This window comes from Uliginosibacterium gangwonense DSM 18521 (assembly GCF_000373965.1).
Lineage (GTDB): Bacteria > Pseudomonadota > Gammaproteobacteria > Burkholderiales > Rhodocyclaceae > Uliginosibacterium > Uliginosibacterium gangwonense.
The window spans coordinates 119327-134228 of sequence record NZ_KB892867.1 but is presented as its reverse complement, the minus strand read 5'-3'; the positions used below and the strand labels follow the sequence as shown (position 1 = coordinate 134228).

Below are 14902 nucleotides of genomic sequence, written 5' to 3'. Positions count from 1 at the left end.
CTTGCGGCAAAACAGCCCCGAGAAGCCATTTTCTTGGCATACTATTCGTGCCATTACCAAAAGGAGAATGACGCCATGACGATTGCCTGGGCCATCCTCGCCGCAGCCTGTCTGGTCGTCGAACTACTGACCGGCACGCTTTATCTTCTGGTACTTTGCGCAGCGTTCGCCGTGGCCTGTGCGCTGTCCGCGCTGGATATCAACATCCCCGTCCAACTCACGGTTGCCACCGTGGCAGGCATGTCAGGTCTTCTGGTTGTCCACCGTTGGCGCACGCGCAACGCCAAGCACCCGCCCATGCCCATCATTGAACGCCCACAAGCCACCATCGTCACCACCCACGGCCCCGGCTACCGTGTCCGCTGGCGCGGTACGGAATGGGATGCCACCGGGCCACAAGGGCTGGCAGACAACACCTCTGTCACCATCACCGGGCAGACTGGCAACACCCTGCACATCACGCCCCGCTGAAATCCAGACCTCCACAAACCGTCACCCCAAATTTATCCGATTAAGGAGAAGTCTCGTGTCCGCATACTTCATCCCACTGGCTCTGTTGATTTGCGCCATCGTCTTTATCGCCCGAACGGTACGCATCGTGCCGCAACAAAGCGTTTTCATCATCGAACGCCTGGGCCGTTATCACGACCAATACCACGCCGGGCTGCGCATTCTCGTCCCCTTCATCGATCGCGTGGCTTACCGTCACACCCTCAAGGAAGTCCCAATGGACGTGGCCCCGCAAGTCTGCATCACCAAGGACAACACCCAGGTGGAGATCGACGGCATCCTCTACTATCAGGTGCAAGACCCGCGTCTGGCCTCCTATGGCACCGAGAATTTCGAGTTCGCCATCGAACAGCTCGCCAAGACCACCCTGCGCTCGGAAACCGGCAAACTTGAACTGGACAAGCTCTTGCAGGCCCGCGACGAGCTAAACAAAGCAGTCGTCAGTGCCCTGGATGAAGCCTCAGAATCCTGGGGTGTGAAGGTGCTGCGCTATGAGGTCAAGGACATTGTGCCGCCCCAGAGCATCCTCAACGCCATGCAGTTGCAGATCACGGCCGAGCGTGAAAAACGCGCCCGTATCGCCCAATCGGAAGGGAAACGGCAAGAAGAAATCAACCTTGCCGAAGGTTCGCAAAAATCTGCCGTGATGCGCTCAGAAGGCGACCGAGAAGCCGCCATCAACCGTGCCAAGGGTGAAGCCCAGTCCGTATTGCTGGTGGCCGAAGCCACCGCTGCAGCCATCACCCGCGTCGCCGAAGCCATCAACCAGCAAGGAGGCGACAAGGCCGTACAACTCAAGGTCGCTGAGCAAGCTGTCGCCGCCTATGGGAACCTCGCCAAGAGCAGCACCACCCTGGTGGTGCCCTCCGACTTATCCAATGTAGCCGGGCTGATCAGCTCCGCAATGAGCGTACTCAACACCTCCCGCCCGAAGGTAGGCTAGGCGATAGATGCGGGGCCGCTCAGGCGGCCCCAGCGTACAAGGCGCTTTATTGACGACCCGTACTGCCAAAACCGCCACTACCGCGCTCGCTGGCTTCGAAATCCGTCACCACATTCAACGCCATCTGTACCACCGGCACCACGACCAGTTGGGCGATGCGGTCCATCGGCTGAATCGTGAAAGGCTCCTTGCCCCGATTCCAGGTCGACACAAACACCTGCCCCTGGTAATCCGAATCAATCAACCCGACCAGATTGCCCATCACGATGCCGTGCTTGTGGCCTAGGCCCGAGCGTGGCAGGATCAGGGCGGCAAGCCCTGGATCAGCCAAATGGATCGCCATCCCGGATGGAATCAGGTGTGTATCCCCAGGGTTGAGCGTCAGAGGAGCATCAATGCACGCCCGCAAGTCCAACCCGGCCGCACCGGCTGTACCGTATTGGGGCATGGCGTCCTGAAGGCGGGGGTCAAGAATCTTGATGTCGAGCGTTTGCATGTTGAACTCACCAGAAAGAGAAAAAAGAAAGCGCAAATTTTGTGCCGTGCGCGAGTGTACACGGCAAAGGCATCCGCGCAAACTCCCCGTGACAGGCGATCCGCTGCCAAACCCGACACAAGGTGATCAAACAGTTTCAATATGCGAACGCAGCAACACCACAGCTTGCTTCATAGAAAAGAACCAATCAGCAAAGACCATCTCAATTACATAAACAAATATCATAACAATCCACACACCACCATGCCAAAATCATCACACCGGCAATATCTGTTCGCTCAGCTCGTGCTAACAATGTGGATGGGTTTCAAATTGAATTGGATACCAATACCCAAGGTCTCCTAGTAGCATAGAACCTGTTCGTAGAGCCTCATCCCCCACTACAGGTTTCCGCCTTATCCAAAAAAGTGCTTGACCTTGACGCAACGGCAAAGCCGAAGATGAGTGTGAGCATACATGGAGCATGTGACGAATGATCCCGATTGGCCAGCTTGCCCGTCTGCTGGGCATTACCACGCGTACCTTGAGGCATTACGATGCGATTGGCCTGTTTGCCCCGGCGTGGGTAGCCCCGGATACGGGCTACCGCTTCTACAGCGCGGAACAAATCGCCCAACTGGAGCACATACTGCATCTGCGACGCTTGGCAGTACCGCTGGAGCAGATCCAGTCCTTGCGTGAGCAAGGCGCGCTGGATCACCCACAGGACTTCGCCGCCTTCCTGCGACAGCACCAGAACACGCTACGTGCCGAGATCGCGGAACGCTCCCGTCTGCTCGATGAGTTGGAACACTTCATTCTTCACATCGAGAAAGGGTCTGTCATGAATCTGCCATACACCATCGTCGATCTCCCCGCATTTGACCTCATCGGCATGTCTGTCATATGCGAAGATCCCTCCCCCATCCCGGCTCTGTGGGATCGGCTCAATCCACGCTGCAGCGAGATCATCGGCCAAACACCCGGCGGAGCATGGTACGGCGTCTGTGAGCGCATCGACAGCGAGCGCTTCCGCTACTACGCGGGATGCGCCACCGTAGCCGGTGCACCCATCCCCACGGGCATGGAGCGCACCACGATCCCGGCACAGCGCTATGTGTGCGTCACCCATGTAGGGCCGGTGCAAGAAATCAGCGAAACCTTCCGGCAGGCTTGGCAATTGCTGGAGACGACCTGGAAACTCACCCCCACCCATGGCCCGGACTTGGAGCGCTATGGTGAGCGCTACACCGGACCTCAGGATGCAAAATCCGAGACGGATCTGTTCATCCCTGTACGGGAGGAATCTGCCCAGGCATGATGCCGCACACCCCACGCAGCCAGGATGGGCTGCGTGGGCGTTGGCCAACGATCCGGGTTAGAATACCAACCTGATTCTCTGACTCTTGCCCCAGCCCCAATGACTGCCAAACATTTCTTCAAAGCGCTGCTGCCTGCACTCTGTTGCCTGCTGCTTGTGGCTTGCGGCTTCCACCTGCGCGGCTCGATGGATCTGCCCTTCCGCAGCATCTTTCTGGGTATCGACCCGTATTCGGACTTTGCCATCGCCGTCAAACGTGAAATCGGCTACAGCGGCACCACACGTATTGCCTCGCAACCAGACGATGCCGATGTGCGCCTGCAAGTTGTTCATGATTTCAGGGAGAAAGACATTCTGGGCCTGAACTCAGCGGGTGCAGTCAGTGCCTACCAGTTGCGTCAGTACTTTTCCTTCCGTCTGGTGGGGCGCGATGGACGCGAAATCACCCCACTGAGCGAAATCAGCGTCATTCGGGACATCAGCTTTAAAGACGCCCTGGCGCTGGCCAAGGAACAGGAAGAGAAAGTGATTTATGCAGAGATGCAGGAAGACGTTATCCAGCAACTCATACGCCGTCTGGCTGCCACTCGGATGCCCGAGGCCAAATAGGCCTTCGCCCCGCCATGCCCAATCTGCGCCCGGAACAATTGCCGCAACACCTTGAACGTGAGCTGGCGCCGCTTTACGTACTGCACGGCGACGAGCCACTGCTGGTGATTGAAGCGGCCGACCTCATCCGGGCGGCGGCGCGCAAACAGGGCGTCACAGAGCGTGAAGTGCTGGTCGTCACCCAAGGCTTCAAGTGGAACCAGTTCGGGCTGGCTTCCGGCAACCTTTCGCTGTTTGGCGACCTCAAGCTTATAGATCTGCGCATTCCCACCGGCAAGCCCGGACGAGAAGGTGGCGAAGCACTGCAACGCACGGCCAAGGAGCTGGACCCACACGGCGGTGTGATTACCCTGATCAGCCTGCCACAGTTGGATTGGGCTGCTCGCAAACAGGCTTGGTTCGTAGCGATAGCCGAGGCAGGCGTCACCCTGGAATGCAACGCGCCGGACCTGGCCCACCTGCCACAATGGATTGCCGGGCGTCTGGCCCGCCAGGAACAGAGCGCTCCGCGTGAGGCGCTGATTTTCATTGCCGAGCACGTGGAAGGCAACCTGCTTGCAGCCCATCAGGAAATCCAGAAGCTCGCCCTGCTCTTCGGCCCTGGCCCATTAAGCCTAGAACAAGTAGCCGACGCAGTGCTCAATGTAGCCCGATATGACACGGAAAAGCTGCGCACCGCAGTGCTCGAAGGCGATGCCGTGCGCTGCGCCCGTCTGCTCGATGGCCTCAAGGGTGAAGGTGCGGCCCCGCCACTCGTGCTCTGGGCACTCACCAACGAAATCCGCACGCTGACCAACCTGCGCGGAGCAGTGGATTCAGGCCAACCCATTGATGGAGCCATGCGGGCCGAACGCGTCTTCGGCCCACGCCAGGCACTCTGCAAACGCGCCATTCCGCGCCTGAAGGCGGGCGTGCTGCGCGCCGCACTCGTCCATGCAGCCCGCATTGATCGCATGGTCAAGGGGCTGGGCAAAGGTGATATCTGGGACGAGTTCCTGCAACTGGCGCTCCGTGTGCGGGCGCAGTAGCGCTGTAACACGCATCATCCGCGTTGCGTGATACTGCCCCATTGCACAGCGTAAACACTTGCCAATACCGGCGCCAACCCCAGCAGCTGCAAGCCTTGTAGCTGCTGCCCGAGTAGCCACCAGCCCAATATCACCGCCGTAACAGGACTGAGCAGCCCCAAAGCCGCCACGGACACCGACGGCAAACGGCGCACACCGCGAAACCACAGGGCATAGGCGATGAGCGCGCCAAACACGCACAGATAGGCATACCCGGCAAAGTTCCACCCCGTGAGCACAGGCAGACCGGGTTCAGTGAAGATAGCCAGCGGCAGAAGCATGCCACCTCCAAGCAGCAACTGCCAGCCAGTGAGAGACAAGACGGGCAAGCTGCTCCCCCAACGCCGGGTGAGATAAATTCCGCATGCCATCACCACGGCCCCGCATGCGGCGGCGGCAAGCCCGATCATGTCCCACTGCCGATGCGCCACATCCAGCAGCAAAGCTATTCCGCCCACACCAAGCAGTGCCGCAGCCAGTATCAGCGGGCGCGGCGCGCGACGTTCCACCACCCAGACCAAGCCCATCAACACTAAGGGCTGGCAGGCGCCAAGCAACGCTGCAATCCCGCCGGGCAAACGATAGGCTGCGACAAAGAGCAGTGCCTGAAAAGCTCCGATATTCAAGAATGAGAGCAAGAGCAGGCGTAAGCACTCCCCCCGCGCAGGCAGATGGCGCGTCCACAGGATCAATACCAAACCAGCAGGCAATACCCGGATCACCGCAGCCGTCATTGGTAGGCCCGGCGGCAGCAATTGGCTGGTCACGATATAAGTTGTCCCCCATATCACAGGGACGCAGGCAGTCAGAAGAACATCAAAGAAAGACATTTTAGTCGGCATGGATTTATCTCGAATTCAAGATAAATCCAGATTAACTTGACGTTTTCCTCGGGTCAAGGAAAATATCTCGCATCCAAGACAAATCCCCAAAGCCATCATGTCCCCCCTACACAAGCCTGATGCAGTCGATGCGATCCGCCAGCAATGGGCGCAAGAACGCCCTGATCTGGACACTTTTCAGATGGGGCTACTGGGGCGCATGGGGCGTTGTGCAGCCCTCATCCACAAGCACCTGAATGAAGTGTTCGCGCATCATGGGCTCAGTAGTTGGGAATTCGATGTGCTGGCTACGTTGCGCCGCAGTGGCGCCCCCTACTGCCTCGCCCCAACAGCCCTGTTTTCCAGCCTAATGCTCTCCTCTGGCACCATGACCCGGCAGTTGCAGTTACTGGCCGAACGTGGTTTGGTTGAACGCATCCCCAATCCCGACGACGCCCGAAGCCTGCTTGTACGCCTGACCCCCGGCGGCTTCGCCTTGATTGATCAGGCGGTCGTTGCACATGTGACCAATATGGCCGCCATCCTCGCCCCCCTGGATACACACACGGCAGAAGCCCTGGATACAGGCTTGCGCACCTTACTGGCGGCGCTGGATATGACACATGAGCCTTCTGTGCATGAATGATTCACTATGGGTACGAATTTGTAGGCAATCAGCGCCACAACTTACGTAGCACCATCCATTGAATCCAGGCTACAGAAGAAGAATATATTTATCTTGAATACCTCTGCATAATGTCTGCAAACGAACCATCGGCCTTCATTTTTGCCACAATCTGGTCAAATTGCGCGGCCAGTTGCTCAGCCCCAGGTTTGCGGCTGAAGGCCAGATAGGAAACAGTGGTCTCGACAGGGGGACCGCTGACCATTGCCTGATCAGCACCCTGCATGCCAACCAAATATTGCCAGCCAACCAGGCGACTACAGATCACGGCGTCTACCCGGTGGGCGAGCAACATACGGAAGTTGAGTTCGTAACTGCTGGCAGCATCAATCCTGTTAAATACCCCCTGGGCGGCTGCCGTATCGAAACGGCTGCTATAGGAAGTATGCAATACAACACCAATCCGTGCTGTGGCCAAAGACTGAAAATCCCCATTAAATCGGTAAGGGGAATCCTTGCGGATAAAGAATACGTAATCCTGGGCAAGGATTGATTCACGCGGGAAGATCATGTACGCCTCACGTTGTGGCGTGGGCTTGATTGTAAAGATGGCGTCCGCCACCCCAGCTTCAACCAAAGCAGTCGCACGTACCCAAGGGTAAAATTCAATATTGATCTGACGATTCATGCGTGCAAACACTTCACGCACAAGATCAACCACCACCCCCTTGGCACCGTTGGCATCCTGCATGATGTAAGGTGGATAATCGAGCGTCACCAAGCGCAAAGGAGGCTGTTGCTCAGCATTGGCAGCAAAAGGCGCAAACAGACACACCACGGCAAGCTGCATCAACCTACATAACCATGACATGTCTCCCCCCATAGGCTCAGGTGTTTTTATGCAGAAAACTACCCTTTTGACCAGCACACCCACGCCTTGGCACACTTGCATACATGGGCACACTATCCACTGAGAATAGTAGAGAAAGTATGCTTTATCCTCTTTTCAGCATTACCCAAAGCCCAAAGGCATCCTGTAGATCAAACCGACACAGAGGTATCTTTTTGTATCTTGCTACAAAACACCTGGAACATCCTCAATAATTCAAACATACAGCCTTTAGCCGAGTCTTATGCAAACACATCGTCGTTGCCTGCTCAAATACAGTCTCGCCCTGTGGGTCGCGTTGTTGGTTTGCACGGCCGCCGGGGCTACCGAATCTTTACGCATCCTCTCCTGGCCGGGCTACGCCAGCCCGGAGCAGATCAAGGCGTTTGAGAACCAGCATCACGTCAACGTCGAGCTGACCGTGGTAAATTCCGACGATGAACTCTGGGATCTGGCCCGCAAGGATGACGGACGTGCCTTTGACCTGATGGCGGTCAACACAGCCGAGTTGCAACGCTACATTGATGTCGAACTGGTCTCCCCCATCCGCACGCAAAGCATCCCCAACCTGGCCAACCAACTCAGCCGTTTTGCCCAACGCAAAAACATCCCCGGCCTGATGCGTGGGGGCGCAACCTACGCCATCCCCTACACCTACTCGGCCATGGGGCTGATCTACAACCGCAAGCTCGTCAGCCAGCCCCCTACTTCCATGACGGCGATGTGGGAAGCACGCTACAAAGGCAAAGTGCTCATCTTCAACGGCAGCGCCCATAATTTCAGCCTGACGGCACTCACCCTGGGCATCCGTACCCCTTTTGCGCTCAACAATGCACAGTTCAACAAAGTTGTCGAACGCCTCACGGCCCTGCGTGCCAACGTGGCGGGCACCTACAGCTCGCCAGAAGAGGCGGTAGCCCTGTTCAATGACAAACAAATCGCTCTGATCTACGCCAATTACGGCGACCAGCAAATCCGCGCGCTTGACAAAGCCGGAGCGGACATCGGCTACGTCATCCCCCGCGAAGGGGCACTGGCGTGGCTCGACTGTTGGGCTATTTTCAAGCGCACAGCAGACCCCGCCTTGGCCGAAGCCTGGATCAACCACATGCTCACCCCGGCCGCAGGTCGTCAGCTCACGGAAGTACAGGGCCTGTCCAGCACGCTCAAGGAAACAAACCAGCCAAGCATGCGGGAGAGTGACAAACTCATCTGGCTTGAACCGGTGGAAGACGCCCATAAACGCGCCGTATTCTGGGAACGCATCCTCTCCACCATGCCCAGGCCACGGCCTTAACGTCGCCAAAGCCCCTTAAAAAGAAGGCAGCCTTTGTCTATGAGGGAATGCTTGCTTGTCTCTACAGCACCTCAAAGCTCATACTCGGCGCTGAACGATGTTACCGGGGAGGCCCCACCATGCAGTTCAGCCCGCACGTTGCTCTCGCTTTCGTACTCATGGTGCTGTTAACGGCTTGTGCCAACGAAAAAATCAGCAGGAACAATGATGCCACCTTGAATCCGCTGCCTGGCGGGGAAATCGCCAGTTCATGCGCAGATTGGCAGAACCAGAACATCGATACTTACATAGTGGAAAACAATGTCTGGAACGCCAAAGGCATCCGCGGCTACAAGCAATGCGTCGGCATGGCTCGCTCGGCCACAACAGGGATGGACTTTGCGTGGGATTGGAGCTGGCCTACTTCCAATAAAGTCCGCGCTTACCCGGAAATCATCTATGGCCTCAAACCCTGGGCGTCCAAAAGCACCACACCCGACCTGCCCCGGCAAGTCGATGCGCTGCAGTCACTCCAGACCCATTTTAACTACGAGATAACCAGGAACGGCAACGGCAATCTTGCCTTTGACCTCTGGCTCACCAGTACCGCCAGCCGTCCCGAAGGCGCCACCAATACACCACTGCGACATGAACTGATGATCTGGCTTGAGAGCTGGGGCACGTTGCGCCCATTCGGCCAGTACCGCGAAACAGTCCGCATCAACAACATTGATTGGGAACTTTACACGGGCACCGCCACGTGGGGCCCCAAGCCTTGGCAGTACATCGCCTACCGCGCCACCAGTCCAGTACCCCATCAGGTATCACTGGATATCAAACTCTTCCTGGATCACCTACAGGCACGCAAGATCATTGACGGCCAGGACTGGGTGGCCTCGGTGGAACTTGGCAACGAAATTGCATCCGGGCAAGGCAGTACCCGAATCCGAGCGTTCACCATCACGGTGAAATAACGGGCACGCGGCTATTTGGTCAGATACCTGTTTGTCGATCCGCCATACAACGCGGGCCTCACTCTATTCCATTATCACTATGCGGCGCAGGCTTTTGTACCAGCCTATATTCAAAATGGATAAAAATAAGCTCACTCCCGCCGCGCTCGACGCACGCTACGGTTTTCTCCACTAAGGGTGCTGAGTCTGGAGAGTTGAGCAGGCACGGCCAGATTCTGTGCTTTGCCCAGATGGCTGAACACACAGTCGCGCCCGGCTTCTTTGCCCTTGTAAAGATATTGATCCGCCTCGGCAACCAGTGCTTCGGCATCCGGGTGGTCGTCTGGATTGAAATTGGCAACGCCAAAACTCGCGGTGACGTTGCCTGCCTTTTGCATTGCACGGCGTTTGATGGTGCGGCGCATACGGTCTGCAATACGGATGGCACCGGACAGATCAGTCTCCGGGCAGATCAGCAGGAACTCTTCGCCCCCCCAACGACCCAGGTGGTCTGTTGCGCGCATTTTGCGGCGGATGCGGCGCGCGATGGTAACCAGCACTATGTCCCCTACCGGGTGGCCGAAGGTGTCATTAACGAGCTTGAAGTGGTCGACATCAAACATCACCACAGTCAGCGGAATACCATAGCGGCGGCTACGTTCCAGTTCCTGATTGAGTATGCGCTGCGTCTTGCGCCGATTGTAGAGGCCGGTGAGCGCATCCGTGCCAGCGTCAGTAAGCAGGCTGGCGGCTTCGTCCCAGCGTCGCCACGCAAACAGGATGAGGAAGAACCAGGAGAATGCCAGCCCAAGCGAGAGTTCTTCAAGCCGCCAAGCAGGATGGCGGCGCATGAGTTCGAGAAAATACTTGCCAAACCCAGCATACAGGATGAGGCCAAAGCACAGGGCGCAGGCCACCAGCAGGGCAAGCAGGTCATAGACCCCTTTGCCATGTTCCTGGGACCAGATGCGCCAAGCACGCCAGAGCTTCATCATGAGTAGGCCATAGAGATGGAAGGCTGCTGCTAATAGGTTTCAAGCACTTTAGACATAGGAAAAAAGTGATACCACAGCCCCTGGTCAAAGCTTGCTGGTGCGGGGCGGCGCCGTTGATTCGCGTTGTATGAATTGTAACGGTGACAGGCTGACATCGAAAACTTTGCCAGACAGGAGGGCAACCATGGCCTGAGCCGCAAGGCGCCCGCCTTCCACCATAGGCTGACGAACGGTCGTCAGCGGAGGAATCATGAGGCTGGCAGCGGGCAAGTCATCAAATCCCACGAGCGAGACATCATCCGGCACAGCAATGCCACGGCGGTACAGTTCAAGCCGCGCGCCCAGGGCGTTTTCATCGTTCGCAGCAAACAACGCCGTAAAGCGGCTGCCCCGGTCAAGCATGCGGGCCACGGCTCTGGCCCCGCCAGAAGCCAGCATGTCGCCATGTTCGATCAAGTCTTCATCAAAAGGCAGCCCGGCGGCTTGCAATGCCTGCCGGTAACCTTTCAGACGGGCAATCACGTTGGAATGCTTGGGTAGCCCACCCACAAAAGCAATGCGGGTGTGGCCCAACTCAATGAGGTGGCGCGTGGCTTCAGCCGAGATGGCAACGTAATCGTTCATCAGACTGATGCATTGTGGCCCCTTGAGCTTCTGGCCGATCACCACCAAGGGGATGCGCCCAACGTATTCGCTCAAGGCCCGGGGGCTGAGGGCGTGCCCCATTACGATCACGCCATCCACTTGGCGCCCCAGCAGCACATCCATGCAGGCACACTCACTGAACCCCTTGCGCTCCACGCTGGTAATGATGCAGGTGTAGCCTGAAGCACTCAGTTCGTCTTCTGCGCCCTTGACCAGTTCGCCATAGAAGGAACTGGCAATATCCTGCGTCAACACCCCCACGGTAGCCGAGCGCCCACTCGCCAAAGTACGGGCGGCTGTATTGGGCTGGTAGTTGAGCTGGGCAATGGCCGCAGCAATCCGCACGCCACGTTTGTCACTCACGCGCACCTTGCCACTCAGATACCGCGACACCGAGCTGGTGGACACCCCCGCCTGCTCAGCCACATCCTCCAGCGTTACCGCCCCTTTTGAAGGCGCCTGTCCTGTCATGTTTGATTCCTTGCTGCGCGCCCAAAACGCTTCACGATAACATCCTATTCACGATCTTACCGCAAGAACTGGGGAGATCCCGAATACCTTCGAGCACGCGGCTCCCCTATCAGATAGATCATTCTCAAAAATTGCAGATCACCAACTTGACTTCACCAAAAAAACCCTCTAACTTAAGTCCTGCATCCATTAAAAATGGTGAATGTGGAAAAGAAGACGCCGACCAAAACGGCGTAATTTTTTCAACAAAAATGCAAGCGCTTGCAGTTTTATGCCTAAAGGGTGTTTAATGAAAAGAACCGCCCACAAGGGTATGAAAGTTGTCGGCTCTTGATAAAAAATTAATAAAGGATGCCTCTGGCAAAACCAACCCGATATGTTTCAGGGCAGGCTTGGCAGAAAATCCGTACATACCAGAGGAACTCCATCGCACATTGGCGATGGAATACAGAAAAGGCACAGGAGACTCTATGAAAGCAATTCGTTGCATGAAAGCCGTTTTCCGCCCGCTGACAATCGCTTTGGCCCTAGGGGCCGTTGCAGGCGCACAAGCAGCCACCACACTCACAGTCGCATCTTTTCCGAGTTTTGACGACTCGGTCAAGGTTGCAATCCCGCTGTACAAAAAACTCCACCCGGAAATCGAGATCAAACTGGTCAGCCTCGCCTATGGCGACCACCACACGGCCATGACCACTGCGTTGGCCACCGGCTCAGGCTTACCGGATGTGATGGGCGTGGAAATTGCCTACATCGGCAAATTTGCGGAATCCGGCGGGCTGGAAGACCTGAACAAGCCCCCCTACAGCGCACAGCAATATCGCAACCAGTTCCTGCGTTTTACCTATCCGCAAGCCACCAGCCCGTCTGGCAAGCTCGCGGCCCTGCCCGCTGACGTCGGCCCTGGCACCTTGTTCTACCGCAAGGACATCATGGACAAGGCCGGTGTTACGGAAAAAGACCTCACCACCAGTTGGGAATCCTTCATTGAATCGGGCAAAAAGGTCAAAGCAGCCACTGGCGCCTACCTGATTGCAGATGCCTCTGACATGTCCTCGATCTACATCCGCTCCAACCTCAAGGATGGCGAGGGGATCTACTTCGATTCTAAGGGCAGCCCGCTGCTGACCACGCCGCGCTTCAAGAAGGCATTTGAACTGGCACAGGCTGCGCGCAAAGCGGGTATCGACGGCAAGATTGCGGCATGGTCCAACGAATGGAGCGAAGGCTTCAAACGTGGCCAGCTTGCCACGCAAATGACGGGAGCATGGTTAGCAGGTCACCTGGAAAGCTGGCTCGCCCCAGATACCAAAGGCTTGTGGCGTGCAGCACAATTGCCTAACGGTGCCTACGCTTCCTGGGGCGGCTCGTTCTATTCCATCCCAAGCAAGTCCGAGCACAAAAAAGAGGCTTGGGAATTCATCAAGTTCATGTGCATGAACAAGGAAATGCAACTGGCTGCATTCAAGAAGGTCGCGGCCTACCCTGCCTTGATTGGTGCACAGGACAAGGAATTCCTGGCTGAGCCGATCCCCTTCCTGGGCGGGCAACCGGCTCGCAAACTGTGGGAAGTGTCTGCCGCCAAAATCCCGGGACTGCCAGTCGGCAAGTATGACTCGGTGGCACAGGATGTGGTCGGTACCGCTTTGAATGACGTGCTCGAACAAGGCAAGGACATTACTGCAGCCTTGAACGAAGCACAAGACAAGCTCAAAAAGCGTATGCGTCGCTAAAGCTGTATCAAATAAAGGCCCGCCCGGCAGATGGGTGGGCCGAACCGCCCCGGCAAGTTCATCACCCTGGTTGTTTAGTGAGTCAAGACATATGTATATCGGCATCGATCTCGGCACCTCAGAAGTCAAACTCCTGCTCCTGAGCAATACCCACCAACTGGTAGCCACGGTAGGCGAGAAACTTCCCATCTCGCGCCCTGCGCCCCATTGGTCGGAGCAAGACCCCATGGAATGGTGGCATGCCACCACCCGCGCCATGACCAAGCTGCGCGCGATTGCCGCAACAGAATTCTCCCAGGTACGTGCCATCGGCCTCTCTGGCCAGATGCATGGCGCCACCTTGCTCGACAAAGATGACAAAGTCCTGCGCCCCGCAATCCTGTGGAACGACACCCGTTCGGCGCTGGAATGCGAAGAACTCACCGCCCGCCTGCCCACATTGCCGCAGATTGCAGGCAACCTTGCCATGCCCGGCTTCACGGCCCCAAAACTGGTATGGGTTGCCAAGCACGAGCCAGATATCTTCAAGCGTGTGGCCAGTGTGCTACTGCCCAAGGATTATCTGCGCCTCTTAATGACAGGCGAGAAAGTCTCTGAAATGTCCGACGCTGCAGGAACCCTGTGGCTAGATGTTGCTCGCCGCGATTGGTCTGACGAACTGCTCGCCGCCACGGGGCTCACCCGTGCGCACATGCCGCGTTTGGTAGAAGGCAGCGCCATCTCTTCTCGCTTGGTGCCTGAAGTTGCCAAGCAATGGAAATTGCCTACCGAGGTAATCGTAGCCGGTGGTGGCGGAGACAATGCAGCCAGCGCGGTAGGCATTGGCGCAGTCAACCCCGGCGACGGTTTCATCTCGCTGGGTACCAGCGGTGTACTCTTCGTAGTAACCGACAAATTTCGCCCAAACCCAGCATCTGCCGTGCATGCTTTCTGCCATGCCGTACCAGGACGTTGGCATCAGATGAGCGTGATGCTCTCGGCAGCAAGCTGCCTATCCTGGGTGACCAAGCTGGTTGGCGCAGCCAGCGAAGGAGAACTACTCGCCCGCGTCAAAACCCTGAATGACGCTCAGCGTGCAGCCGCACCGTTGTTTTTGCCCTATCTATCAGGCGAACGCACGCCACACAACAACGCTCATGCCAAAGGAGTATTCTTTGGTTTATCACACGATACGGATACAGCTGCACTCGCCTACTCTGTAATCGAAGGCGTAGCCTTTGGCACCATGGACGGGCTTGCCGCCCTGCAAAGCGCTGGCACCACAGTAGGACGCCTCGCCCTGGTTGGTGGTGGGTCACGCAGCCCGGAATGGGCTCAATTGCTCGCATCCATCCTGAATACCGAAATTGTCACGCTGGAAGGCAGCGAAACCGGCGGGGCCCTGGGCGCTGCACGCTTGGCTTGGTTGGCTGATGGAGGCATGGAAGCTGAAGTCTGCAAAGCCCCGGCCATCAAGGCCAGCTACCAACCGCAAGCAGCCCAGCGCGCCATGCTTTTGCCACGTTACCACCGATTTACAGCCCTTTACCCCTGCGTCAAAGCCCAGTTTGAGGCTTGACCAGATCCCCC

General features: G+C 57.1%; 15 protein-coding genes. 10 read left to right on the top strand and 5 right to left on the bottom strand.

Translation table 11 applies throughout. The features are described from left to right. Positions 1–75: 75 nt before the first annotated feature. The gene (locus B145_RS27880) at positions 76–471 is read left to right on the top strand and encodes an NfeD family protein (RefSeq protein ID WP_018610298.1); all 396 of its coding nucleotides are present in this window, start codon (positions 76–78) and stop codon (positions 469–471) included. A 55-nt stretch (positions 472–526) separates the two neighbouring features. Further along, positions 527–1453 (top strand): SPFH domain-containing protein, encoded by a 927-nt coding sequence (locus B145_RS0122060; RefSeq protein WP_018610297.1) that lies wholly within the window; start codon positions 527–529, stop codon positions 1451–1453. A gap of 46 nt (positions 1454–1499) precedes the next feature. Here B145_RS0122060 and dut read toward each other — a convergent pair whose 3' ends face one another. After that, positions 1500–1949, bottom strand: coding sequence for a dUTP diphosphatase (gene dut / locus B145_RS0122055; RefSeq protein WP_018610296.1), 450 nt, complete (start codon positions 1947–1949; stop codon positions 1500–1502). Positions 1950–2421: 472 nt separating this feature from the next. Between dut and B145_RS0122045 the strand changes: the two genes are divergently transcribed. The 3 genes from B145_RS0122045 (at position 2422) to holA (ending at position 4886) form a co-directional block, all read left to right on the top strand. Next, a complete protein-coding gene (locus B145_RS0122045; protein ID WP_018610292.1) occupies positions 2422–3249 on the top strand; it encodes a MerR family transcriptional regulator in 828 nt (275 codons plus the stop codon). A 99-nt stretch (positions 3250–3348) separates the two neighbouring features. Continuing rightward, a complete protein-coding gene (locus B145_RS0122040) occupies positions 3349–3858 on the top strand; it encodes an LPS-assembly lipoprotein LptE (RefSeq protein WP_018610290.1) in 510 nt (169 codons plus the stop codon). A 14-nt stretch (positions 3859–3872) separates the two neighbouring features. Continuing rightward, positions 3873–4886: a DNA polymerase III subunit delta gene (gene holA / locus B145_RS0122035; RefSeq protein ID WP_018610288.1), complete on the top strand. Its 1014-nt coding sequence runs from the start codon at positions 3873–3875 to the stop codon at positions 4884–4886. 14 nt (positions 4887–4900) lie between these two features. On the opposite strand, the gene B145_RS0122030 is transcribed toward holA, so the two are convergent. Continuing rightward, positions 4901–5755 carry an EamA family transporter gene (locus B145_RS0122030; RefSeq protein ID WP_018610286.1) on the bottom strand — a complete coding sequence of 285 codons (855 nt, stop codon included), beginning with the start codon at positions 5753–5755 and terminating at the stop codon, positions 4901–4903. 109 nt (positions 5756–5864) lie between these two features. Between B145_RS0122030 and B145_RS26690 the strand changes: the two genes are divergently transcribed. Beyond that, entirely contained in the window at positions 5865–6392 is a 528-nt protein-coding gene (locus B145_RS26690; protein ID WP_018610284.1) for a MarR family winged helix-turn-helix transcriptional regulator, read from the top strand. Between the two features lie 88 nt (positions 6393–6480). Here the strand turns inward: B145_RS26690 and B145_RS0122020 are convergent, their stop codons facing one another. Further along, a complete protein-coding gene (locus B145_RS0122020; protein ID WP_026259383.1) occupies positions 6481–7242 on the bottom strand; it encodes a substrate-binding periplasmic protein in 762 nt (253 codons plus the stop codon). 262 nt (positions 7243–7504) lie between these two features. Between B145_RS0122020 and B145_RS0122015 the strand changes: the two genes are divergently transcribed. Both B145_RS0122015 and B145_RS0122010 read left to right on the top strand, forming a co-directional pair. Continuing rightward, positions 7505–8557 (top strand): extracellular solute-binding protein, encoded by a 1053-nt coding sequence (locus tag B145_RS0122015; protein ID WP_018610280.1) that lies wholly within the window; start codon positions 7505–7507, stop codon positions 8555–8557. 119 nt (positions 8558–8676) lie between these two features. Then, the gene (locus tag B145_RS0122010; RefSeq protein ID WP_018610279.1) at positions 8677–9510 is read left to right on the top strand and encodes a GH12 family glycosyl hydrolase domain-containing protein; all 834 of its coding nucleotides are present in this window, start codon (positions 8677–8679) and stop codon (positions 9508–9510) included. A gap of 131 nt (positions 9511–9641) precedes the next feature. On the opposite strand, the gene B145_RS27875 is transcribed toward B145_RS0122010, so the two are convergent. Continuing rightward, entirely contained in the window at positions 9642–10484 is an 843-nt protein-coding gene (locus tag B145_RS27875) for a GGDEF domain-containing protein (protein WP_018610278.1), read from the bottom strand. Between the two features lie 84 nt (positions 10485–10568). Further along, on the bottom strand, positions 10569–11600 hold the full coding sequence (locus B145_RS0122000) for a LacI family DNA-binding transcriptional regulator (protein WP_018610276.1): 1032 nt from the start codon (positions 11598–11600) through the stop codon (positions 10569–10571). 470 nt (positions 11601–12070) lie between these two features. Between B145_RS0122000 and B145_RS0121995 the strand changes: the two genes are divergently transcribed. Together B145_RS0121995 and xylB are read left to right on the top strand one after the other, a co-directional pair. After that, positions 12071–13333: an ABC transporter substrate-binding protein gene (locus tag B145_RS0121995; RefSeq protein ID WP_018610274.1), complete on the top strand. Its 1263-nt coding sequence runs from the start codon at positions 12071–12073 to the stop codon at positions 13331–13333. Positions 13334–13424: 91 nt separating this feature from the next. After that, positions 13425–14891 carry a xylulokinase gene (xylB, locus tag B145_RS0121990; RefSeq protein WP_018610272.1) on the top strand — a complete coding sequence of 489 codons (1467 nt, stop codon included), beginning with the start codon at positions 13425–13427 and terminating at the stop codon, positions 14889–14891. Positions 14892–14902: the final 11 nt, after the last annotated feature.